We start from the raw sequence: 23,871 nt of genomic DNA on the forward strand, positions 1-23,871 counted from the left end.
TTTTTATCCGCCGCTGCCACTCGCAGCACTGTTTGCTTTTTAACCACTGCTGCCACTCGCAGCACCGATTACTTTTTAACCACTGCTACCACTCGCAGCACCGATTGCTTTTTAACCACTGCTGCCACTCGCAGCGGTGGTTGTTTTTTAACCTCCGGTTCTAGAAGTAGCTATCTATCGTTTAGCTTTCTACGAATATCTCTAACCAAATTTCGTATGTTCTCTTCCGATACAGGATGGACAGAAGAACGTGGTTCTGGCTTCCACAGCTGTTGTTCAGGACGCTGAGCATTTTTTTGCACGGCACTCTCAGGCGAATCATCAGCCTGACGGGGCGCGTATAACCTGCCCTCACGGGCCTTTTTCATTACGGCCAGCAACCAGCCAACCGGGTTGCTGAGCTGCTGGCGTGCCATCACCTTTTGCAGGCTGAGCAGCACAAGTTGTGCCTGTTCTTCAGGCAGCGCCTGCAGCTGGGCGGTCAGCATGGCAATATCTTCTGCCGGCACAAGTTCATGCAAACTGTCGGGAAGCACAGGTTTACCCGGTACGTACGTATTTTTATTCACACTGTGTGTGATACTACGTACGTAATGGTTCGGTTTCCGAACCCGGTCATAACTGCCTGTTTTTACTGGCAGTACGGATTCCGAACTCAGTGAATTGTTGTATCTTTCTGGGCTGAGTTCGGTATCCGAACCCTGTTTTTTAGCGATGATTCCTGGCCGTTTATGACTGAGTTCGGTTTCCGAACCCGGTGCGGGACGGGGTATTCGGTGATGATGTTTCGCCATCTGGCTGGGCGTCTGTGGGCGGTCCAGACGCGATTCGATCAGCGCAAGATGGCTGCGATAATGGCGCATGGTGGGGTCGTTTTTTATATCGTCGAGCACTTCGCGGGCGGTCTGGCTGATAGTCCGGTTTTTACTCAGGCAGGCATCCGCCACCGTATCAAGGAAGCGGGGGTCGAGCGTTTCCGCATCGCTGAACGTCAGGGGCTCATCGTGCTGAGCATAGATATTCCCCCGCACCCGCCCTTTATCATCCCGCACGCGTTTACAGAGGCTGAGCCAGCCGGTTATTCGTAGCATAAGCAGGACGCGGCTTACCGTTTCCCTTGAGGCTTTCCCCTTTCCGGGTGAGGCAAGCTGCAGTTGCAGTTCGTCATAGCTGGGGAAAACTGCCCCCTCATTATTTTGTGCATACAGCCGGATCATCATCCAGCCCATCTTGTCCAGTGGTGACAACCGCGTGTCGAGCAACAGCCGGCGGGGAATGGAATCATGCACATTTCCGGTAAACAGCAGGCCGTTACGTATCCTGCCATCATCCCGCCGGGGTCTGGCCGCAAGGCGGGCATTCATTTTATCCAGCGTATAAGCAATCAGGCTTTCTGCAGGCAGACTCATTATTTTTCCTTTTCGGCCGCCATCACGGCCGTTCTGAACTGTCAGTATGCTTAGTAATGCACCCGCGTACGGGTGCAGGGTAAACAGGCTGTCATGCTGCTATTTCCGTATGGCGCTGTTATAGCGTTCGTGGCTGAGAAGAAGCCATGTCCGGCCTTCGTTGCGACTCAGCAAACGCCAGAACGGGCCGAGATCGATTTTGTAGTAACCGCAGCCTTTCTCATCGAGCCGGGTGTAATTACGCGCCCCCTGCCGGAAACGGCGAACCTGACGTAACGCCTTCTGACAGCATTGCGGCGGCGTACCATGGGGAGCCCGCAGGCCCGGCGCAACCATCCTGTATTTCATGCCGTCTTCCTTACCGGCGTTCGTGCCGGAGAAGGCTGCCGGGTTTTGTGCCAGCCGCGGACGGCATGCCAGACGGACGTCAGCGAGACGTTCATCTGTTCTGCAGCCAGCATCATTACGTCCAGCCCGTCAGCACTTTCCGCATCTTCAACGCCGGACTTTTGCCACTGACGCCACAGGGCGGCGTTTTCCTCATCACCCAGTGCGTTACCGCGCCCCGGCCGGACATCGATACCGGCAATACGACGGCGGGCCGCCACGTCCGTACTGGAGAGCCCGAAGTAATTGGCCATCAGTTCAATGGAGCCGCCCAGCGCCAGCGCCCGATCGATACGCTGGAGTCGTTTCTGTTCCGTCCGGGCCTGCTGCAGCATGCGCACCAGATTGCCGTGATTGATGCCCACACTGATGATCGACACCTCACTGCCGGAAAGGTAGTGAAGCTCTTCGAGCGAGAGCCCCTGCAGCATCTGCATTTCCTCGCGGTTCAGTCCCAGCGATTCGCAGCGGCGCAGATAGCCACTTCTGAGATCCATAACCAGCTGCATCAGCAATCCGTTGGCAGCCTGAGATAAACTGTTCATCATTCCCCCTTAATCCTGACGGTAACCAATGGCTGCCGGACCCCGGCCGCTGACACCATGATGAATACGGGCATTTTGTCCGGCTTCATACCCCTGATAACGTGCTGTATCCGCCCCGCGGCAGGCTTTCAGTTCACGGGTTGTGACTGTTTTCATACTGCGGCTTTCCAGCCAGTGGCTCATCACCTGCTCCTCCTCGCTGCTGATGTCAGTTGCCGATATCACCTCACGCACCCCACATACCCAGCCGTCACGGAACTGCTCCGCTCTCGCCCGGCGTGTGGCCAGTTTCAGCCGCTTACTCTGGGTTTTGAGATAAGAATTTGTGGCATCTTTCAGCTGGCGCGTCAGCACATCAAAGGCATAGGCTGCTATCTCAGGTTTTTCACTGAATCCGTAAAAGGTTACCGAACGGCGATACCCGGCAGAGGTCTGACGCCATGAGTAATAAGCGCGGCAGCCAAAGGCATGACAGACGCCCCGGACAAGGGTCACCATCCATTCCGGAACTTTTTCAGCATCCGAAGGGGCCGTGCGGGAAGACGCCTCGCGCACAGATGTAAGACTGGCGTCAAGCTCGCTGATACCGTATCTGGCCATCAGCTTCTGGGCACGCTGCAGGGCCAGTCCTGCCTCATGGGCATTACTGTTGCTGCGGCCCAGCTTCAGCAGTTTCCTGACAAGATTCAGCAGTCGCAACTGTCGCTGTGAGTTATTCATCACTGTTATCCTCCCCGTACGTCAGACCGCGTTGCAGCTCCCGAAGACGGCGCATAACGCGCATCAGGCGCAGCAGTTTCAGAGCATCTTCATCTGTCAGTGCAGGTGCTTCCCCCTCACCCGGGCCGCCGGTGAAAAGCTCCGGCAGACCACACACTCCTGCCGCAGGATGCAGCGCAGGCGCTTCGCCGGTCAGGCCCAGCAGAAATGCGGCGGCTTCAGAACACACCTCACCTGCCCCGACGTAACCGGCAGACATGTCATTGTCGCGTTGCGGAAGAATTTCATCTTCGCAGCCAAGGACCTCACCCAGCTCCCAGGCCAGACGAAAAGCGGTATTCTGCAGGTGTTCGATATCGTCCTGATGGGCCGGCACATGCCAGATGCTGTCATTAGTCACTGGCGCGTCATCCTGCAGGACAACTTCAGGTTCTGGTGTTAAAAGAGAAAGCAGGCCATCCTCCCCATTGTCCTCTTCTCCACCATTCTCTTCTCCGTACCCATCGGAGAGGGTAACCAGCCCGCTAACATCCCCGCTCTCACCTGAAATGACCGGCGCGGCACCGTACATATCTGGCTGAACCTCATGCCGGGGGGGCTGTTTATCCAGTTTTTCAGGTGGGGTATTATCCGGGGCGGGCGTTACCGGCTCTCCTGAGATTTCACGACGTGGACTGGAGAAAGGCTGCGCGACCTCAACAGACTTCTGCGCCGGTGTGGCCTGACCTGCAGAGTCAGCGGTGACGAGGCTGTTTACGGGAGGGATGGACACCGGTTCTGGATCGCCGAAGTGATGTCTGCGGTTACGTTCTTTAGGATCCAGTTCCATCATCCAGCGGTCATAATCCAGCTCCGGATGGGGCAGCGCATGCAGTAAATCACCAATTAATTCATCGCGAAACATCTCAAGAGACCACAGTTCCGGTGAGTTGAAACGGCCACAACACTGGCCAAAAACGTCGCTGAAGGATTTGTCGCCTGTGTCTGAAATCAGGCAAAACTCATCCCACACGCGTTCAGCATCATGCCGGAGCGCCAGCAGCGCCGTTATCTGAGGCCTGCCGAGCCCGGACTCAAGCAGGTCTGGGATCCACGGAAAAAGATATTTCAGTGCATCTTCCATACGGCTGATAGTTGAATTATGTACCGGCAGACCTTCACGGGTCAGAAGCTCTGACAACTGTCGTAAAGAGACTGGCTTTCCTAACTGCTCTTCATATATAGAGCGGGCTTTGTGGATCCCCTGCGCTTTTTCAATAAAACTCAGTTCCCGCGCACTTCATTCTCTGCCAGATGGCCGATAACACACTGCAGCCGTCCCGGCCACGGCTTGAACAACACATGGACACGGAAAAAACGGTCTTCTCCGGTCTCCTGCCACAGTTCTGACAGGATCTGATAACGTGTATTACCACCGTCGCTGAAGATGTACATATCGGGCTCACCATCCGGGTCACGGGTGACTTTGGGTACGGTGTCCAGCCCGCGCGAACGGATGGAAGCCTTGATATCGTCATAACGCGGATTGCGTGATGTTCGCGGATTATCAGGATTCGGGCTTAACTGGTCGAGCGTCAGGACCATGGGCATTTCAGCCGCCGGCATGACGCTGATATTGCCGGCCGCCTGCGACTGGCGTCCGGGCTGCAGCATGGCAGCCCCCACATTAGAACTTTTACGGCTCATGCCTGTTTCCTCCCGCTGCGGTAACCGAAGTCATAGCTGCCTTCCTGAAACTCCGAAAAGAGGGTATAACGCCCGTCAAATTTGACTTTCACCGTGCCGGTTGGCCCCTGCCGCTGCTTGCCGACAATGATCTCAGCCACCCCGGCATCAGGAGTGCCGGGGTTATAAACCTCATCCCGGTAAATAAACATGATGAGGTCTGCATCCTGCTCAAGCGCACCAGAGTCACGCAGGTCACCATTATTAGGGCGTTTATCGGCCCGCTGCTCCACCAGGCGGTTGAGCTGGGAAAGCGCCAGTACCGGACAGCCCAGCTCTTTACCGAGCGCCTTAAGCGAGCGGGAAATTTCCGCTATTTCCTGCGTGCGGTTTTCCTGCTCGGGGGAGCGGACAAGCTGCAGATAGTCCAGCATGATGAGAGAGGGTCTGCCGAATTTGCGGACATAGCGACGGGCGCGGGCGCGCAGTGTAGCCGGGGTCTGGTAGCTGGTATCATCAATGATCAGACGGTTTTTCCATTCAATAATGCGACCGGTAGCCGCTGACACGCGAGCCCAGTCTTCATCATCCATGTTGCCGCTGCGAAGCCGGGACAGTTCCACCCGGCCTTCCATCGCCAGCAGGCGCATCATCAGCTGCTCTGAGGGCATTTCAAGACTGAACACAAAGACGTGATCGTCAGGTTTTGCGCCCACGGCCGCGGTGCAGGCGGCCATGGCCAGCGACGTTTTTCCCATGGAAGGACGGGCGGCCAGCAGGGCCAGATCGCCGGGCTGGAGACCACAGGTCATCGCGTCCAGTTCACTGAAACCGGTCGGTGTGCCGGTGAGGCCGTCACTGGCGGACATACTTTCCAGATGCGTCAGCAGTTTATCCAGCGCCTCGTTAACGCCGGTCTCACTGTTGAGCTGCATGGCTCCCTGTTCGGCAATGTTAAACAGCTTACCTTCGGCCGACTCAAGGATGCCGGCCGAGCTGGCTTTCGGGGCCTGCACATCGGAAAGAAGACTGTTACCCACTGTCATCAGCTGCCGCAGGCGGCTTTTCTCCGCCACCACGCCGGCGTAAGCAAGGATATTGGCTGCAGACGGCGTGTTTTTACTCATTTCAGCCAGATAAGCAAAGCCGCCACACTGTTCAAGGTCGCCTTTGTTCTCCAGCCGTTCCGTAATAGTGATGAGATCGAGCGGTAGCCCTTCTCCGGCCAGCTCGGCCATGACGCGGAAGACCATACGGTGCGGCCGGGAAAACAAATCTTCCGGGGAGATTTGCAGTATCACCTCATCCCACCGGTCGTTATCAAGCATCAGTCCGCCCAGTACGGCCTGCTCAGCCTCATAAGAGCAGGGCATCATCATCTCAGACATGACGCACCTCCCGGGTCAGAACGTCACTGAAATGGCTCTGCCACTCAGGGAACAGTTCACACGCGAGGTCGTGCATGGTGACGGCTGCGGCCGGACCTTTGCGGCGTGTTTTGTATTCCAGACGATGCACGGGCTGCTGCTTGACGTGCCCCAGTTTGAAAATATCCAGCGCCTCGATACGGGTATTGAGTAAACGATAAACGTCACGGTTGCCCAGCGCAGAGGCGTCGTAATGTTTTTCGTTAATGATGGCGGCAAGACCGTCCATTGCTTCACGGTCAAGCAGAGTGTTTTCGATACAGTTGACGAGAATGGAAATATCAGGAAGGCGGATACCGTAATTTTCATAGGTTTTCAGGCGGGTAAGCATGTGAAGGGAGCCGCGGATAAATTCACGGACATCCGGAAGGATGGGTTTAACAACGCCCATCACATTACCGGTAGAGGACAGGAGGGAAAGCTCAGTCATAACGCCTGTTGCGCCTTTAGAATCCACAATAATGGCGTCATAACGGTTAAAGAAAGGATGCTGAAGTATGTTACGCAGGCGAAGACGGCCATCTGCAGCGTGGAGCATCGCGGTCGGCAACAGTTCGTCCGGGTCGTTTGAGTAGATGACATCGAGATTTTTTATGGCGGTCTGCGAAATGCATTGCGTATGGTCACTGACCATCTGCATCAACAATTCATAGAGACCGAATGGGGATTCATGCTCCAGCGCGAAGATACTGCTGGCTGTGGGCTGGGAATAGTCTGCATCCACAAGAAGGGTATTCAGGCCAGCATCGGCAAGAAAACCGGCAAGGTAAGCAGCAAACGTGGATTTGCCTTCTCCACCTTTGGGAGAGATAACGGGAAGTATTGTCATTTTGCACATCCAAAACAATGGTTTGGATGTATGCGTTAGCGATTATTCACATCTCTGTAACACAAAGGCAAAAAATTTAACTTTCCGGCAATGGGATTGAAAATCCCCGTGTCCTTGGTTCGATTCCGAGTCCGGGCACCACTTATTCAGAGAACCCAGCCTTATGGCTGGGTTTTTGCTTTTCCGGGGCCGGACTCGCCATCGAACTGCGTTCGATGATTCGCCGCCAGCGGCTCACCCCTCCGGGGCCAGCGCGTCAGGCGCGCTGTTCAACGCCTGCGGCGTGAGTCCGAGTCCGGGCATCACTTATTCAGAGAACCCAGCCTTATGGCTGGGTTTTTGCTTTTCCGGGATCAGTGCGCCGGAAATATCCCCTTTGTCATCGCCCCCCGCCCTCCTTTACGCACTTTTTATACTGCGCGACGTTTTTTTTACGCCACTTTTATATGCCGAACGTTTTAATCAACAGCTCCGGCGCAGATGCGCTCATACCCAAGGAAGCAGTTGATGAAAAGCCTTAATCCGGCCGCTTCAAGGCCGACCGGCGGTTACTCCGCAGTGGCTGAGCTTGCTGAACAGCAGCGTCTTCGCCTGCTGTCGCCACGGAAATGGATCAGAGAGTCGATGGAGATCAGCACTGACCCGGCGCTGCTCAACCTTCCGCTGATCGCCCAGTGGCTGGCCGATAAATTTCCCGATATCCGCAACCTGCGGTTAGCCCTGAGCGGCAGTCTCTGTTTCGGCCTCTACCGCAACGGCCGACAAATCGGCTTTGCGCGCATCGTCACCGATATGGTGGATACCTGGGTGATCCGCGATCTGTTTATTTCACCAGAATATCGCTTTATCGGGCTGGGCTCCTGGCTGCTGAATTGCTCGGTTGCTCATCCGGCAGCGCGCGGCTGCCGCCGGATCCTCTGCCTTAGCGAATCCGCGCCGGCGTTTCTTGAACGAAACGGCTTCAGCAGCCATCCGGCGCTGCCGGGCATTTATGTGGCGGAGGTCGCTTTTTCCGGCCTCCTGATATCGGCGCTGACAGAAAGCGCGCGCAGACACTAACCGGCAAGGGCACGCGGCGATGAGCGGCATTCTTCACTTTCTTTTCGGGTCAACCGTAAACGGGCTCTGGCCGCAGCGCAGCGCCAGCCGGCAGCTTCAGAAGGAAAACTCCATGTCAGGTTTAATCCTGGTGTCACATAATCAGCAGCAGCGCTCTACCCTTACCGCCCTCTACGAGAGCATCCTTTCCCGTCGCGGGGGCTCTGGATCAGCTGGAGTGGCGAAACGCAGGTGCTGGCGCCTGACGTCTCAAGGCCGCTGTCGTTTCTTCATCAAAGCCCCTATGACACCCTGACCTTCCCGCTTACGCCCGCCGAAGTGGAGGCGGGCTATCACGGTTACGTTCACCAGGGGCTGTGGCCCGTTTTTCATCAGCGTCCGGACCTGGCGCGCTTTTCCGCCGACGGCCGTCGCGAATATCAGAAGATGAACGAAGCCTACGCGCGCGCTGTCAGCGAGTACGCGATGCCGGACGATGTGATCTGGATACAGGATTATCATCTGCTGGGCTGCGCCAGATATCTACGCGACGCCGGGCTGACTAATCAGATCGGGTTCTTCCTGCATCAGCCCTTTCCGTCCGGCCGGATGTTCGAAGCGGCACCCGACTGGCAGTGGCTGACGGAATCGCTGCTTTGCTGCGACCTGATAGGTTTTCAGACGGTGCAGGACATGAATAACTTTATCGTCTGGCTGGAGAGTGAATTCCGTACTGAACGGCTGGGCGCCGGTACGCTGCGCGTGCGGGGGCGGATTATCAGAACCGGTGTCTTTCCTGTCGGGATCGATCTTGATGATGCGCGCTGCCTGCGCGACAGCAACAGCTGCGGCTTTATGGAGATGCAGTGCCGCGAGCGGCTACCGGAGAATATTATCCTCAGCGGTGGTCACCTGGACGACAGCGCAGGTCTCCCTTACCGCATCAGCGCCGTTGAGGTTCTGCTTCGCCGCCACCCTGCTTATCAGAAAAACATGACTCTGCTGCAGCTGGCGTCGCCCTCTGCCGGATATGCCCATCGCGCGCCGGCAATCGGCCAGGGCCTGCAAACCCTGTGCGGCGAGTTCAACGGCCTGCACGGCACCATGGACTGGTATCCGGTAAGCTATCTGACGCACACCTACAGCCGCGAAGAGCAGGCGGGAATTTACCGCGCCGCGCGCGTGGCGCTGGTGACGCCGCTGATGTCCGGCATGAGCCTGATGGCCAAGCTTTATGTGGCGCTGCAGGATCCGGACAACCCGGGCGTGCTTATTCTGTCACAGTTCGCCGGTGCGGCGGAGCAGATGGATGGGGCGATTATCGTCAACCCTTATGACGCCGATGCGATAGCCGATGCCATCCATACCGCACTGTCGCTGTCAGCGAGGGAGCGGCGTAGCCTGCATGCCCGGCTGATAAAGGGGCTGCATCTGAATAACTGCCACCGCTGGGCCGGGCAGTTTTTATCCGCGCTCGATCCGGCGCCTGTGGCAATGGATCCGCCACCCCCGGCGATCCGCTGGTGGCCGCTGGGCCACCGAACGCGCTATTAGCCGAGCGCATTTCCCGCGGGGCGCGCTGCGGATGCTACTGACATCACGCTCAGTTAACCGGTAACGTAGCGCCCCGGCGGCCGTTTGGCCGTGGCCGGGCTTTTCAGGCTCACGCATTTTAAAACAAGGCGTTAAAGTTGAAACATGAACTCTGGCTGCAGTCGGACGGCTGCCAGACTTTCTGTCTTGCGGGTTCACGCGGGGAAGCCGCCAGAAAATGGTTGCCGCCGGGCGCTGAATTGATAGGGGAAGTCGAAGCCCCAGGCCACTTTGAAGCGATGACCCGCTATTATGCCTGGCATGGGATGAGTATCAGACGCCATTTGCCGCACAGGACCAGATAACATACCGCGACCTGGGCTGGGAAGAGTAACGCTTTCCCCCTGAAACAGCGCCATCAACAGCAAAATGGCCGCCCGTTTTTACTTAACGGCCGCTCCAGCCGCCTCGCCCGTTTCATTTGGTTACGTTAACCTTGCGTCACTTTTTTTATTGCCGTCATAATTCTCTGATAACACGCCGATAACGACGCCGCGCATCACCACCGGTTTGCAGGGAGACCTCATAAAAATGTTGCGATCGCTACAGGCGCTCTGCCTGATGAGCTTCTTTTTGGCCGATGTGCGCGATGGGCTGGGGCCTTTTCTTGGCATCTTTCTGACAGAGCATCACTGGCGGCCGGATGATATCGGCCTGGTGATGACCGCCGGCGGCGTTGCCGCGCTGCTGGCGACGGTGCCGGCCGGCATTGTCATCGATGCCACCCGCAAAAAACGTTTGTTGCTGCTGCTGAGCTGCGCGCTGGTCACCCTGGCGACGCTGCTGCTCTGGTACAGCACCGGCTACCCCATCGCCCTGGTGTCGCAAATCGTTTCCGGGCTGGCCGCCGCCCTTATCGGCCCGCTGGTGGCCGGCATTACGCTGGGGCTTACCGGCCGACGCGGCTTTAACCGCCAGATGGGCCGCAACGAAGCGTTCAATCACGCCGGCAACACGCTGGCGGCGGTGCTGGCCGGCTGCGCGATGTGGCTGTGGGGCATCGGCGCGGTATTTATTCTGATGACCAGCATGGCTTTTTTCACCGCGCTGAGCGTGCTGGCGATCCGCGAGCAGGATATCGATCATGATGCAGCACGCGGCATTGAAAAAAGCGAAAATGCGCGCGCGCTGCCGCGGCTGTCGGTGCTGATGCGCGATCCGGTACTGGCCACTACCGGTTTCACGCTGCTGCTGTTTCATCTTGGCAATGCCGCGCTGCTGCCGATGCTGAGCATGCGCGTGGCGTCTACGGATGGCGGCGCCTGGAGCCCCGGGCTGTACGCGGCGGCGACGGTGGTGATTTCGCAGTGCGTGATGATCCCGGTGGCCCTCTTCACCGCCGCGCAGGCGGAGCGATATGGCTATCGACGGCTTATCCTGATTGCGCTGATGGTGTTGCCGATCCGCGCCGCGCTGGCAGCCAGCTTTACCGGGCCTTTATCAGTGATCCCGGTACAGGTGCTGGACGGCGTCGCCGCCGGCATTTTGGGCGTCGCGGTACCGGGCTACATCGTCAACGCGCTGCGCGGATCGGGGCATATCAATGCCGGGCAGAGCGTCATCATGTTAATGCAGGGCGCGGGCGCGGCCTTCAGCCCGGCGCTGGCCGGTGCCATCGTCGCCCACGCCTCATGGCGCGTGGCGTTCGCGGCGCTGGGGCTGGTGGCGCTGGCGGCGCTGATTCTGTGGTGGCGGGCTGGCAGCAGGGCACTATCGCCAGCCGCCTGAATGCGCCTTTATTTGCCAATGGATGCTCCTCCGGCAAATAAAGGCGGCCTGCGTTTGTCAGAGTCTGAGAGGTAAGTTAACCGCTCTGCGTGCGCCCTTCCCGCCGACACCCGCCGCTATTTCAGATCCACGTCATAAAATAACAATTTCCTCTGGCCGAAAACGAAATTCCCGTTGCGCGCCGACCTGCCCTGCACAAAGATAGGTAGAACGTTCTACTAAAACGTTCTACCCACCTTAAAACAACAACACCATTTCATGCAGGTTATTCCATCGGGGGCTCTATGCGGCTGTTTAGCGGGTTATTCACCTCATTATCTAAATTATCCATGATTGGCCGCGCGCTGATGCTGCCGATTTCGCTGTTGCCGGCAGCCGGCCTGCTGCTGGCGTTTGGCGATAAGTTTCACCTGCCGCTGATGATGAATGCCGGCGGGGTCATCTTCGATAACCTGCCGATGCTGTTCGCCATCGGCTCGGCGGTCGGCCTTGCATCGGAATCGGGCATCGCCGCGCTGTCGGCGGCGGTGTCGGTCCTGATCACCAACGTCACCATCGGTACGGTAATGCATATCACGCCGGAGATGGCGGCCAGCGGCGGCAAATACGCGATGGTGATCGGCATCCCGACACTGCAGATGGGCGTCTTTGGCGGCTTGATCTGCGGCGTGCTGGCGGCCTGGTGCTTTAACCGCTTTCATACGCTGCAGCTGCCGGAGTTCCTCGGCTTCTTCTCCGGTAAACGCTTTGTCGCTATCGCCACCGCCTTTCTCTCCTTCCTGCTCGGGCTGGTGCTGCCTTCTGTCTGGCAACATATCCAGGCAGGCATCGACGCGCTTTCCGTGCTGGTCAACGGCGATAACCAGGCGGCCTCGACGTTTATTTTCGGGCTGGTGGAGCGCGCACTGATCCCGCTCGGGTTGCATCACATCTGGTATCCCTCTTTCTGGTACTCTTTCGGCGATTACACCACCCAGAGCGGCCAGCTGATCCACGGCGATCAAACCATCTGGTTCAAGATGCTGGAAGAAGGGGTTAAATCGTTCAGCAGCGACAGCTACCAGAACGCCGGCAAATTTATGCAGGGTGAATTCCCGCTGATGCTGTTTGCGCTGCCCGCCGCCTGTCTGGCGATGTACCACGAAGCGAACAGCAAAAATAAGAAAATTGCCGCCGGTATTCTGTTTTCCGCCGCCCTGACCTGCTTCCTCACCGGCATTACCGAGCCGGTAGAGTTCACCTTTATCTTCGTCGCGCCGCTGCTCTATGTGTTTAACGCGGTGATGGCCGGCCTCGCCTATATGTGTATGTATTTACTGCAGGCACATATCGCTAAATCTTTCTCCGCCGGGCTTATCGACTATATTTCCTTCGGCATTCTCCCCTCGCTCAACGGCTTCCAGACGCACTATCTGAGCGCCGCGATCGTCGGCGTGCCGATGGCGCTGATCTACTACTTCACCTTCCGCTTTGTGATCCGCCGCTTTGATGTCAAAACGCCGGGCCGCACCGATGTCGTCGCGGATGTTAGCGATAAAAGCGATGAGGTGCTGGCGCAGGAGATTGTGCTGCTGCTGGGCGGCGAAAAAAATATCGCCAGCGTCGGCGCCTGCATTACCCGCCTGCGTCTGGAAGTGGAGCAAAGCCAGCCGGTTGATAAAGATGGCCTGCATAATCTTGGTGCGCGCGGCGTGGTTTTCGTCGGCGAACGCGGTATTCAGATTATCTTCGGCGCGCGGGCACAGTTTATCGCCCAGCAAATGCATAAGCTGACAGGGCGTTAAACGTTGGATGCCGCCCCGGCCGATCACCTCAGGCAGGGGCGCATAACAGGGAGCGGCATGAAAAAGGTAGGTATTATCGATGTGGCCAAAGCGGCGGGCGTTTCCGTTTCGACCGTCTCGCTGGTGCTGCGTCAGAAAGGGAAGATCTCCGCGCAAACCATTGAAAAGGTGCGGGCGGCCATCGCGGCGCTGGGCTATGTGCATAACGTCGCCGCAGCCAATCTGCGCGCCAGCACCTCGAACCTGGTTGGTCTGGTGGTGTGCGATCTCAGCGATACCTTTACCCTCAGGGTGATGACGCGCATTGTGCAGGCGCTGGAGCAGCAGGGCTATATCGCGCTGCTCGCCTGTCCGCAGGATGAAGAGGCGCGGCTGGCGCAGTGCCTGCTGGCGTTCAGCCGTCAGGGGGTGGCGGGCGTCATCTTTCTGAACGCTAATCCGCGCCGTCAAACGCTGCCCGAGGCGATGCGACGCTGCCCGCTGCCGCAGGTCGTGGTATCGCAGACGCCGATCGACGACGCCGGCGATCTGGTGATGCGCGACAACCGCCAGGCAGCGCTGCTGGCGACGCGCTATCTGATCCGTCGCGGCCACCGCAACATCGGCTATATTGGCGGCGAAGCTGCGTCGACGCTGCGCGCGCAGCGGCTGGAGGGATATCGCCAGGCGTTGCAGCAGCATGGGCTGCCGTTTCGTGCCGAGTGGGCGCCAGCGTGCGAAGAGGAGACCGAGGCCGCGCGGCTGGCCAGTCGCCGCCTGCTGGAGAGCAATAATCAGATCACCGCCCTGCTCTGCCACTCCGCGCACGCTATCATCGGCTGCCTGAGCGGCATTCAGCAAACCGGGCGCACCGTCGGCAAGGATGTGTTTCTTACCCAGCAGGTCTCGCTGGTGGGTTTTGAGGATATGCTGCAGATCAACCTCAGCTCGCCCTCATTTACCTATGTCTCCTCCGCCAGCGATGAGGCGGGCCAGCAGGCGGCAACGGTGCTGCTGGCGAAAATCCAGCAGCCCGATCTGGCGCCACAGCGCATTACCCTGTCGGGCGAGCTGGTGGTGCGGGAATCGGGCTAACCGGCGGCATACCTGCCGCGCTCTACACCAGGTAGCGCCGGAACCAGGCGATGGTGCGATCCCACGCCAGCTCCGCCGCTTTAGGGTCATAGCGCGGCGTGGAGTCGTTGTGAAACCCGTGGTTCACGCCGGGATAGATAAAGGCGTCATATTTTTTGCCCGCCGCCTTGAGCGCCGCCTCATATTCCGGCCAGCCTTCATTGATGCGTGTATCCAGCTCCGCATAGTGCAGCAGCAGCGGTGCCTGGATACGCCCCACCTCGCTTGCCGGCGCCTGACGGCCATAAAACGGCACCGCTGCCGCCAGTTCGGGATAGGCGACCGCCGCCGCGTTCGCCACGCCGCCGCCGTAGCAGAAACCGGTAATACCCACCTTGCCGGTAGATTGCGGATGCTGCATCAAAAACTCAATCGCGGCGAAAAAGTCATTCATCAGTTTGGTCTGATCGACCTGCTGCTGCAGCGCGCGCCCCTGCTCATCATTGCCCGGATAGCCGCCGACCGAACTGAGGCCATCCGGCGCCAGCGCAATAAAGCCCGCTTTCGCCACGCGGCGCGCCACATCTTCGATATAGGGGTTAAGGCCGCGGTTCTCATGCACCACTACCACCGCCGGCATTTTCTCGCGGCTCGCCGCCGGACGGACAAAGTAGCCGCGCACCGACTGATGGCCATTGGGTGAAGGGTAGCGCAGGTATTCGGCGTAGATATCAGGATCGGTAAATGCCACCTGTTCCGCCAGGGCGTAGTCGGGGCTGAGCAGGGAAAGCAGGCTCGCCGCCGTCAGGCCGCCAATGGCGTATTTCGCCGCCCGCGCCAGAAACTCGCGTTTGCTTAACATGCCGTGGGCATAGTGATCGTAAAGCTCCAGCAGCGCGGGCGGAAAATCTTTTGCGGTCAGACGTGCCATGTGTCGCTCCTCTCATCGGGGTTGCTCACAATGTAAACAGCCGTCCGGTGAAAAAGAAGCGTTATCTTTTCCGCCGCTGACGCGCCACGCCGAACGCGCCGCCTTTATCGCCGCGTGCCCCCCACTACAGCTGATTAACAAAAAAGGGATTTCATCATGCTTTTTCATCACATTTATTTACAGTGAGTGCCATTTTGTTACCCTGGATTTTGCTAAATTAGTCACCCTTAAAACTGTATCGATTAAAACTATAACGATAGTTACCGTCTGGGTGAGGAAATGGGTGAAACGCAGAAAACGCAGTATATTCAGGATCTGATTGCGTGGATTGAGGACAATCTGACGGAAGAGCTGAATATCGATACCATTGCGCAAAAATCGGGCTACTCGAAGTGGCATATGCAGCGACTGTTTAAGGAGATGACCGGCCAGACCGTCGCCGCCTACGCCCGTAAACGCCGTTTGACCAAATCCGCTATGGCGCTGCGCCTGACGCGCCTGTCGCTGATTGATATCGCCGTGCGCTACGGTTTTGATACGCAACAAAATTTCACCCGCGCGTTTCGCAAGCATTTCTCCTTAACGCCGCACGCGTGGCGTTATGCCAGCGAGCTGAATACCGAGGCGTTTCATTGCCGCTTCGATCCCTTGCGTCATCAGCAAAGCGAACCGGAGCTATTGACCTTACCCGATCGGGTTATTTATGGCGAACGCCAGCACTACCCCTGTTTATATGGCGAGTTCGTCGACGATAAGCAGGCGATTCTGACGCAATATTTAAGCGAATTCGTGCAGGAAAATAAGGGCAGCCGGGCGCAGGGGTTTATTACGCTGGAATTTACGCCCTGCGCGGAGCGCAAAGAGTACCATATGGTGACTTTAATGCGCGGCCTGGCGCAGCGCGAGGGGGAATATTCCCTACAGGCGCAGCGGGATATTTTACCGGGCGGCCTATGGCTGAAGCTCCCTTTTCACGGCCACCCGCGCGATTTCAGCGCCTTTATTAGCGATGTCTATTATCACCATCTGGCGCAGCCGGGTTTAGCGCGCCGGCCGGGCGCCGAGCTGCAGACGCTTGACCTTGCCCGCTGCCGTCCCGACTGGCTGGAGGGGCACTTCTATATTCCCGTCAGTTTTCATCTGCCTGCCGGCGTTCCGCTCGATTCCTGAAGAATAAAGGGCGATTTTCTTTGCCGCCGCGCTTTATTCCGGCGCGGCCTGCGGTGATGCGGTTAACCGATGAGCGGCGGCGAAAAATAGCGCGATTTCTTTCGGTGCAGGCCGTTCTCAGGGTTATTTTTTGCCCACAAATCAGCCACAGCTGCTATATAAAAAGCAATGAATAATGTTTCCTGCCAAAAAAGTCAGAACTTGTAACGGTTATTCATATAAAATTTAACGCATCAGGAACATTGCGCTTACAGGAAGAGCGATATCAGGAACACTGAACACCCGTACTTTATTTATCTGCTGGTAGGCGACCAGGCCGGTTGCTTACTTAAGTTTATGGCAACACTCAAGAGGACTAAATTATGGGGAAAGACTCCTCATCTTTGCGCGTCATACGGTTTCTGACCGTGCTGTTCGCAGCGCTATGTGGCGCGTATTTACTGGCTGGCGGCCTTTGGCTCTCAACCATCGGTGGTAGCTGGTACTACGTCATCAGCGGCATCGCGATGCTGGTGACGGCGTTTCTGCTGTATCGTCGCCATAGCGCCGCGCTGGTGGTTTATGCGCTGCTGCTGCTCGGCACGCTTGCCTGGGCGGTATGGGAAGTCGGCTTTGACTTCTGGGCGCTGGCGCCGCGTACTGACGTCTGGGTTATCTTCGGCGTCTGGCTGCTGCTGCCGTTCGTTTATCGCGGCATCTCCCGCGGCGGCAAAGCGGGCGTCTCCCTGATGGGCGTTAGCCTGGTTGTCAGCGCCGTGGTGCTGGCCTGGGCGGTATTTAACGATCCGCAGGAAATCAACGGCACCCTGCCGACCGCCGATCAGGCTGCGCCAGCTGCGGCTGACAATACGATCCCGCCGGGCGACTGGCCGGCGTATGGCCGCGATCAGGCAGGCACCCGCTACTCTCCGCTGAATCAGATCAATGAGAAAAACGTTAAGGACCTGCAGGTTGCATGGACTTTCCGTACCGGCGATCTGAAAACCCCGAACGATCCGGGTGAAATCACTAACGAAGTGACGCCGATTAAAGTCCGCGACACCCTTTACCTCTGCACCGCGCATCAGATCCTGTTCGCGCTGGATGCGGTGACCGGTAAAGAGAAGTGGAAATTCGATCCGGGCTTGAAGCCTAACCCGACCTTCCAGCACGTTACCTGCCGCGGTGTTTCCTATCATGAAACCCCTGCCGCCGCCGATGCGGGCAATGCGGCGCCGGCTCTCTGCGCACGTCGCATCATCCTGCCGGTGAACGATGGCCGCCTGTTTGCGCTGGATGCGGAAACCGGCAAACGTTGTCCGGATTTCGCCAACAACGGCGAGCTGGATCTGCAGCATAAGCAGCCGGTCACCACGCCGGGCGCCTATGAGCCGACCTCTCCGCCGATCATCACCGATAAGGTGATTGTGATTGCGGGCGCGGTAACCGATAACTACTCCACGCACGAGCCGTCAGGCGTGATCCGCGGCTTCGACGTTAACACCGGCGCGCTGCTGTGGGTGTTCGATCCGGGCGCCAAAGATCCGAACGCCATTCCGGCCGACGGTCACAGCTTCGTCCCGAACTCGCCGAACTCCTGGGCGCCTGCCGTTTACGACGCCAAGCTGGATATGGTTTACCTGCCGATGGGCGTTTCCACGCCGGACATCTGGGGCGGCAACCGCACGCCTGAGCAGGAGCGTTACGCGAGTAGCGTGCTGGCGCTGAACGCCACCACCGGTAAGCTGGAATGGTCCTATCAGACCGTACACCACGACCTGTGGGATATGGACCTGCCTTCGCAGCCGACGCTGGCTGATATTACCGACAAAGATGGCAATACCGTACCGGTGATTTACGCGCCGGCGAAAACCGGCAATATCTTCGTGCTGGATCGCCGTAACGGTAAGCTGGTAGTGCCGGCGCCGGAAACGCCAGTGCCGCAAGGCCCGGCGGAAGGCGATCGTCTCTCTCCGACCCAGCCTTACTCTGAGCTGACCTTCCGTCCGAAACAGAATCTGTCTGGCAAGGATATGTGGGGCGCGACGATGTTCGACCAGCTGGTCTGCCGCGTGATTTTCCATCGTCTGCGCTACGAAGGTCCGTTTACCCCGCCGTCTGAGCAGGGTACGCTGGTCTTCCCGGGCAACCTGGGCATGTTCGAATGGGGCGGCATCGCGGTCGATACTCACCGTCAGATCGCTATCGCCAACCCGATGGCGCTGCCGTTTGTCTCTAAACTGGTGCCGCGCGGTCCGGGCAACCCGATCGAGCCGCCGGAAGGTGCAGCTGGCGGTTCCGGCACCGAGACCGGCATTCAGCCGCAGTACGGCGTGCCGTTCGGCGTGGAGCTGAATCCGTTCCTGTCGCCGTTTGGTCTGCCGTGTAAACAGCCTGCATGGGGTTATATCTCCGCGCTGGATCTGAAAACTAACGAAGTGGTCTGGAAGAAACGTATCGGCACCGTACGCGATAGCGCGCCGGTTCCGCTGCCGTTCAAAATGGGCATGCCGATGCTGGGCGGCCCGGTCACCACGGCAGGTCACGTCTTCTTTATCGCCGCGACCGCGGACAACTACCTGCGCGCTTTCAGCACCAACACCGGTGAGAAGCTGTGGGAAGGCCGTCTGCCGGCTGGCGGTCAGGCCACGCCGATGACCTATGAAGCCAACGGAAAACAGTACGTGGTGATCGCCGCTGGCGGCCACGGTTCTTTCGGCACCAGGCTGGGCGACTACATCATCGCCTACGCCCTGCCCGACCAGAAATAAGCAGTTCCGCTGATAAGCAAACCCCGGCCTTGCCGGGGTTTTTTTATGCCTTCCGCCCTGCCCGCCGCATCTGATAGTGGTTACCGATCGCGCCTGCCGCCATCACTACGCAGGTGGCGAGAAACACCGACCGCATGCCGAAGCCGCCGCCGATAAAGCCGCCGAATAGCGGCCCGCTCACCTGCCCGATATATTGCGCGGAGGTGGAGTAGCCCAGCGCTTTGCCCGTCTGCCCCGCCGGCGCATGATATCGGATCAGGCTGGCGATGCAGGGCAGCAGCCCGCCTAACGCGACGCCCATCAGAAAGCGCAGCGCCACCAGCTGCCAGGCAGAGGTGATAAACGCCTGCGGGATCAGCAGCAGCGCGGCGGCGGCCTGGCCGGCGATCAGTACGTGCCAGTGGCCGATGCGATCCGCCAGTCGCCCCAGCCAGGCGGCCGATAAGATACTACCCAGCGCCGCTGCCGACATGGTGAAACCGGCCATCAGCGTCACCTGATGCGGCGCGTGAACAAACTGCGCCACGTAGAGCGTGATAATCGGCTCAACCGACATATTGGCGAAGATCAACAGCATGCCGGAGAGTAGCATCACCGGCATAATGCCCTGACGCAGGCTGAGCGCGACGCCGGCCGGCGGAGGCTGCCGCGCCGCAGAACGCGGCGCCTCTTTCAGCAGCAGGCTGGTGGCGAGAAAGGCGAGGAAAATCACGCCGCCGGCCAGCCAGAAGGTGGCGCGGATACCGATCAGCGGCGGCAGCAGGCCGCCTGCCAGCGGGCCGATCACGTTGCCCGCCATCATCCCGGAGGAGAGCATGCCCAGCGCCCAGCCAGTGTGCGCCTTCGGCGTTTGCGCGGCGATCATAATGGTCGCACCTGAGGCATAGCCGCCCAGCAGCCCCGCCAGCAGCCGCAACGCCACCAGCTGCCAGGGCGTGCTGGCCATGCCGATCAGCGACATGGCGATCGCCATGCCAAGGCTGGCCCGGATCAGCATGAGCTTGCGGCCGTAGCGATCGCCCAGCCGTCCCCACAGCGGCGCGGTGAGCGCGGCGGTAAAAAAGGTGGCGCCGTAGGCAACGCCTGACCAGCGGGCAATGGCTGCCGGCTCGCTCACGCCCAGCTCCGCCACATAGAGCGGCAAAAAAGGCAGCAGCAGCGTCATGGCGATCAGCGTGGTGAAGGATCCGGCCATGCAGACCCACAAATTACGCCGCCAGTACTGCTCCGCCTCTCCGTTCGGGGCTTGCGTCATGATCTACTCTCCCATGATTAACAGGCCACCATGCTAGCAAGTAAGCGGTATTTAATGACGCGGCGCGGCGAGAGTTCGTCAGCAGTACACTATTGTTCGCCCGCAGAAACAATCGTTGCCGTTTACCCTGCCGGCGTCGCCAGCGCCGTCTGCAGCTGCTGGCAGAACAGCGCCGTCAGCGCGCGGGCGGGTTCGGCATCGCCCACCGCCAGATAGCTGTAATAGCAATCCATTTGCCAGTCGGGCAGCAGGCGCGTCAGCAGTCCCTGTTGCTGCGCCGAACGGGTAATGTAACAAGGCAGATAGGCGATGCCTGCGCCAGCGATGGCGGCGCTCAGCAGCGCCTCGCTGTTATTGATACGGAAGCGGCTGTGTACCTCGATATGCAGCTTCTGCTTGCCCTGGCGGAACGGCAGAGAGAGGGTATGCGCCGGGCCGCGAAACAGCAGGAAATCGTGGCGCGGCAGCTGCTGCGGTTCGGTAAGCGGCGCACGCGCTAGCGGGTAGTCGGGTGCGGCAAACAGCCCCCACTCCACCTGCGATAGCGGATGCCAGGAGGCGACCGGCGGCGGCGTCTGGCCAACCGTGACCGCCAGATCGTAGCGATCTCGCCGCCAGTCAAGGGATCGATCGGTAAGATCAAGATCAACCTGCACATGAATGTGTCGCCTCACAAACGCGTTTAGCACCGGCAAGACGTACTGGCGGCCAAAGTTAACCGGCGCAATCAGCCGCAGGTTGCCCGCCGGCTCCTGATGATAATCGCGAATAAAGGCATCGGCGTTGTCCGCTTCCTGCAGCGCTCTGGCGCAGAACTGATACCAGGCGCGGCCGACCTCCGTCACGGCGATACGCCGGGTTGTGCGCTCCAGCAGCCTGACGCCAAGACGGATCTCCAGCTGCGCAATCTCCTTGCTGACGAAGGATTTTGACAGGCCGAGGCTGTGTGCGGCGGCGGTAAAACTGCGGGTTTCTACCACGCGCGCAAACAGCATCATCGCGGTGATATTTTCAATCGAAGGCATGGTCAGGTTCCGTCGGAGCAGGACGGACAGAGTGGCAAAAAGAGGGCGTAAAAGCCAGCAGACGGGAGAGTCAGGCGTCGCCGGAAAAAGCCGGCATCACGGGAGAACAGGCATCATGTGGAAACAGGCAGCACGGGGGAACAGGCATCACGGGGAAACAGGAATCATGGGGAAACAGGAATCATGGGGAAACAGGAATCATGGGGAAACAGGCATCACGGGGGAACAGGCAGCACGGGGAAAAAGCTGGGCCGCCAGTCGGCGGCCCAGGGGATTATTTTTTCTTGCCCGTCTGCAGATCGTCAGGCGCAGGCTGGGAGCCCAGCTCGGTGCCGGTCATCGGGTTGATGTCCGGGTTGGAGCGGGTGCGCAGCGCCATACTTTCCAGATCGGCCTTTTCGCCTTCGGAGAGCATCACTGACGCCAGGCCGTCGCCGCCGTCCACTGCCGGCTGCGGATCCGCGACATAATCGAAGTTCTCGTCGGAGTTCCAGCTGCCGCGTACTTCACCGCCTTCAGACATATTGAAGTAGGTGTTGGCATACTGCTCAATCGGCGGCAGTTTGCCCGGCGGGAAGTTATTACGGATAGCGTACAGGGCTTTTTCAAACGAAATCTGGTGCGCGACTTCACGCGTCATCAGGAAGCCCAGCGCATCCTTCACGCCCGGATCGTCGGTCAGGTTGATCAGGCGCTCGTAGATGATTTTCGCGCGCGCTTCTGCGGCGATATTGGAACGCAGGTCCGCCGTCACCTCACCGATGGTGTCGATATAGGCGGCAGTCCAGGGTACGCCGGCAGAGTTAGTCAGCGGCGGCCCACCACCGTACAGCAGCGCGGTGGTATGGCTGTCGTTGCCGTTACCGGTCAGGGAACGATAAAGCTCAGCTTCCTGTTCGGTTCCTTCCGCCAGCGCGCCTTTCGCGCCCTTATTCAGCATCCCGACAAGGGAGCCGATAATTTCAAGATGGCTCAGCTCTTCCGTTGCGATATCCAGCAGCATATCTTTGCGGCCCGCATCATCTTCGCCAAGACCCTGGGTGAAATAACGGCAGGCGGCAGCCAGCTCCCCTTGTGGTCCACCAAACTGCTCAAGCAGCAGGTTCGCCAGCCCAGGATTAGGCTCAGCTACACGTACCGTGTACTGCAACTGTTTGACATGTCTAAACATTGCTCACTCCTCTGGTGAGGTTGCCAACGGCGGCAACCCCGATGACAGTGAAACGCCATGACTGGCTTTGTTTTATTTTTTTGCTTCTGTGTCCGGCTGCGCCGAACGAACCATAAACTGTTCAGTCACGTCTGGCAGGTGGGTCAGCGCCCAGTCGGCCATCGCTTTTTCCTGCTCACGGATCTGCTCAAATACGCGCGCGCCTTCGCTGTCGCCCGCCAGTTCTGCGGCCGCGATCAGAGAGGTATAACAGGCAATTTCAAACTGCTCGAAGACATAACCGCTGATGGCGCCTTTCACCACTTCGTCGGAGGCGAACATCCCGCCCACCGCCTGGCCCATTGCCGCCACTTTGCCCATCATGTCTTTCATGGTGGAGTTGGAGGTATCCTGGCGATCGATAACCTGTTGCAGCATCTGCTGCTGTTGGCGCGTTTCTTCAATATGCTGCTGCAGACGTGATTTCAGATCGGGATAATGTTCCAGACGGGCGGACATTTTCTCCAGCATCTCTTCTGCTTGTTTTTCCATGGCATGCGCGTCGCGCAGCCAGCTGAGATAGTTTTCCTGATAAGTCATATTTTCACCTCGTGATAAGTGACCCAGAAAATAAGCCTGACGTAATAAACATGTCGCAACGCCAGAATTATCTCTCTTTGATTATTCACCGCACTTCGGCGGATAAAAGTTTTTAAGCGATACATAAAAAGCGTAGGCAGCGAAACAGCAAATAACAACCGTAACGGCAAAAAAATTTGCGTTATCGCTTTGTTAATAAAGATGAATTAAGAATAAACCTAAGGAAGGAATGAAAAAGAGGCTATTTTAAAAAAATAAACCTCCGGCACGCATTAAAACCGCGCCAGAGGTTAATCAACAGAATTAGCAAGCTAACTAATAATTAGCTGCCTGATGAGCTAATAATTAGCTGCCTGATGAGCTAATAATTAGCTGCCTGATGGACGACCGCCGCCGTGACTGTTTTGCCCACCTTTTTTGCCTGCTTCGGAGGCTTTTTCACGGTCGTTTTTAAAATTACCGCCGCTGTGCTGCCCGCCTTTCTTACCGGCTTCAGAAGCTTTTTCACGATCTTCAGCGAAATTACCAGGATTACCACGATGTTGTTCAGCCATCTATTCCTCCTCGTTATTCCAGAATAATATTCTTATCCACTTAGGGGGTAGGGGGCAGTGGAGAAGAATATTGCCGACTTCGGGTATAAATTTAGCCGACCAGCGGGAGAAAGCAAATGGTTGGCGCAGCGGTAATAAGTTTTTGATATGACAGTAAAGAGACTGAATTAACACCCTTTTTGAAAGATTTAATTACAATCAGACGTAAAATAGCGTTAAATACCACGCCCGCAATAAGCGAAGCGGTAAACAGATTGT

The 23,871-nt window shown here is 58.1% G+C and carries 18 protein-coding genes and 2 pseudogenes; 7 read left to right on the forward strand and 13 right to left on the reverse strand.

What is annotated here, in order from left to right; all coding sequences use genetic code 11:
* Nucleotides 1-170: 170 nt before the first annotated feature.
* The 7 genes and pseudogenes from C2E15_RS19305 to C2E15_RS19335 all read right to left on the reverse strand — a co-directional run bounded on the left by C2E15_RS19305 (nucleotide 171) and on the right by C2E15_RS19335 (nucleotide 6,982).
* On the reverse strand, nucleotides 171-1,409 hold the full coding sequence (locus C2E15_RS19305) for an STY4528 family pathogenicity island replication protein (protein WP_006777723.1): 1,239 nt from the start codon (nucleotides 1,407-1,409) through the stop codon (nucleotides 171-173).
* Nucleotides 1,410-1,508: 99 nt separating this feature from the next.
* Nucleotides 1,509-1,757 carry a ParE family toxin-like protein gene (locus C2E15_RS19310; protein ID WP_004115572.1) on the reverse strand — a complete coding sequence of 83 codons (249 nt, stop codon included), beginning with the start codon at nucleotides 1,755-1,757 and terminating at the stop codon, nucleotides 1,509-1,511.
* Nucleotides 1,754-2,344: a DUF2857 domain-containing protein gene (locus tag C2E15_RS19315; RefSeq protein WP_006777722.1), complete on the reverse strand. Its 591-nt coding sequence runs from the start codon at nucleotides 2,342-2,344 to the stop codon at nucleotides 1,754-1,756. Before C2E15_RS19315 ends, C2E15_RS19310 begins: the two co-directional genes overlap by 4 nt.
* Before the next feature lie 6 nt (nucleotides 2,345-2,350).
* Nucleotides 2,351-3,061, reverse strand: coding sequence for a DUF2786 domain-containing protein (locus C2E15_RS19320; protein WP_006777721.1), 711 nt, complete (start codon nucleotides 3,059-3,061; stop codon nucleotides 2,351-2,353).
* Nucleotides 3,054-4,747, reverse strand: a pseudogene (locus C2E15_RS19325) (ParB family protein). The gene C2E15_RS19320 and the pseudogene C2E15_RS19325 overlap by 8 nt, the downstream one beginning before the upstream one ends.
* The gene (gene dnaB-PI / locus C2E15_RS19330; protein WP_104958727.1) at nucleotides 4,744-6,114 is read right to left on the reverse strand and encodes an SPI-7-type island replicative DNA helicase; all 1,371 of its coding nucleotides are present in this window, start codon (nucleotides 6,112-6,114) and stop codon (nucleotides 4,744-4,746) included. Before dnaB-PI ends, C2E15_RS19325 begins: the two are co-directional and overlap by 4 nt.
* Nucleotides 6,107-6,982, reverse strand: coding sequence for a ParA family protein (locus C2E15_RS19335; protein WP_006777717.1), 876 nt, complete (start codon nucleotides 6,980-6,982; stop codon nucleotides 6,107-6,109). The genes dnaB-PI and C2E15_RS19335 overlap by 8 nt, the downstream gene beginning before the upstream one ends.
* A 507-nt stretch (nucleotides 6,983-7,489) precedes the next feature.
* Between C2E15_RS19335 and C2E15_RS19340 the strand changes: the two genes are divergently transcribed.
* The 5 genes and pseudogenes from C2E15_RS19340 to C2E15_RS19365 all read left to right on the forward strand — a co-directional run bounded on the left by C2E15_RS19340 (nucleotide 7,490) and on the right by C2E15_RS19365 (nucleotide 14,199).
* A complete protein-coding gene (locus C2E15_RS19340) occupies nucleotides 7,490-8,041 on the forward strand; it encodes a GNAT family N-acetyltransferase (protein ID WP_104958728.1) in 552 nt (183 codons plus the stop codon).
* 112 nt (nucleotides 8,042-8,153) lie between these two features.
* A pseudogene (locus tag C2E15_RS19345) lies at nucleotides 8,154-9,574 on the forward strand (alpha,alpha-trehalose-phosphate synthase (UDP-forming)).
* Nucleotides 9,575-10,144: 570 nt separating this feature from the next.
* On the forward strand, nucleotides 10,145-11,341 hold the full coding sequence (locus tag C2E15_RS19355; RefSeq protein WP_104958729.1) for an MFS transporter: 1,197 nt from the start codon (nucleotides 10,145-10,147) through the stop codon (nucleotides 11,339-11,341).
* A gap of 284 nt (nucleotides 11,342-11,625) precedes the next feature.
* Entirely contained in the window at nucleotides 11,626-13,125 is a 1,500-nt protein-coding gene (locus C2E15_RS19360) for a PTS transporter subunit EIIC (protein ID WP_104958730.1), read from the forward strand.
* 57 nt (nucleotides 13,126-13,182) lie between these two features.
* Nucleotides 13,183-14,199, forward strand: coding sequence for a LacI family DNA-binding transcriptional regulator (locus C2E15_RS19365; RefSeq protein WP_104958731.1), 1,017 nt, complete (start codon nucleotides 13,183-13,185; stop codon nucleotides 14,197-14,199).
* 22 nt (nucleotides 14,200-14,221) lie between these two features.
* Here C2E15_RS19365 and yghX read toward each other — a convergent pair whose 3' ends face one another.
* Nucleotides 14,222-15,109, reverse strand: coding sequence for a YghX family hydrolase (gene yghX / locus C2E15_RS19370; RefSeq protein WP_104958732.1), 888 nt, complete (start codon nucleotides 15,107-15,109; stop codon nucleotides 14,222-14,224).
* 279 nt (nucleotides 15,110-15,388) lie between these two features.
* Between yghX and C2E15_RS19375 the strand changes: the two genes are divergently transcribed.
* Together C2E15_RS19375 and C2E15_RS19380 are read left to right on the forward strand one after the other, a co-directional pair.
* A complete protein-coding gene (locus C2E15_RS19375; protein ID WP_104958733.1) occupies nucleotides 15,389-16,279 on the forward strand; it encodes a helix-turn-helix domain-containing protein in 891 nt (296 codons plus the stop codon).
* 362 nt (nucleotides 16,280-16,641) lie between these two features.
* Nucleotides 16,642-19,029, forward strand: a complete 2,388-nt coding sequence (locus tag C2E15_RS19380) for a glucose/quinate/shikimate family membrane-bound PQQ-dependent dehydrogenase (protein ID WP_104958734.1) — start codon at nucleotides 16,642-16,644, stop codon at nucleotides 19,027-19,029.
* Between the two features lie 43 nt (nucleotides 19,030-19,072).
* Here the strand turns inward: C2E15_RS19380 and C2E15_RS19385 are convergent, their stop codons facing one another.
* The 5 genes from C2E15_RS19385 to C2E15_RS19405 form a co-directional block, all read right to left on the reverse strand.
* The gene (locus C2E15_RS19385) at nucleotides 19,073-20,284 is read right to left on the reverse strand and encodes an MFS transporter (RefSeq protein ID WP_104958735.1); all 1,212 of its coding nucleotides are present in this window, start codon (nucleotides 20,282-20,284) and stop codon (nucleotides 19,073-19,075) included.
* Nucleotides 20,285-20,406: 122 nt separating this feature from the next.
* Nucleotides 20,407-21,309 (reverse strand): LysR family transcriptional regulator, encoded by a 903-nt coding sequence (locus tag C2E15_RS19390; protein ID WP_104958736.1) that lies wholly within the window; start codon nucleotides 21,307-21,309, stop codon nucleotides 20,407-20,409.
* A gap of 274 nt (nucleotides 21,310-21,583) precedes the next feature.
* Entirely contained in the window at nucleotides 21,584-22,480 is an 897-nt protein-coding gene (locus tag C2E15_RS19395) for a manganese catalase family protein (protein ID WP_104958737.1), read from the reverse strand.
* A 72-nt stretch (nucleotides 22,481-22,552) separates the two neighbouring features.
* Nucleotides 22,553-23,059: a ferritin-like domain-containing protein gene (locus tag C2E15_RS19400; RefSeq protein WP_104958738.1), complete on the reverse strand. Its 507-nt coding sequence runs from the start codon at nucleotides 23,057-23,059 to the stop codon at nucleotides 22,553-22,555.
* A gap of 368 nt (nucleotides 23,060-23,427) precedes the next feature.
* Entirely contained in the window at nucleotides 23,428-23,613 is a 186-nt protein-coding gene (locus tag C2E15_RS19405; RefSeq protein ID WP_104958739.1) for a con-10 family general stress protein, read from the reverse strand.
* Nucleotides 23,614-23,871: the final 258 nt, after the last annotated feature.

The organism is Mixta gaviniae (genome assembly GCF_002953195.1).
GTDB classification, from domain to species: domain Bacteria; phylum Pseudomonadota; class Gammaproteobacteria; order Enterobacterales; family Enterobacteriaceae; genus Mixta; species Mixta gaviniae.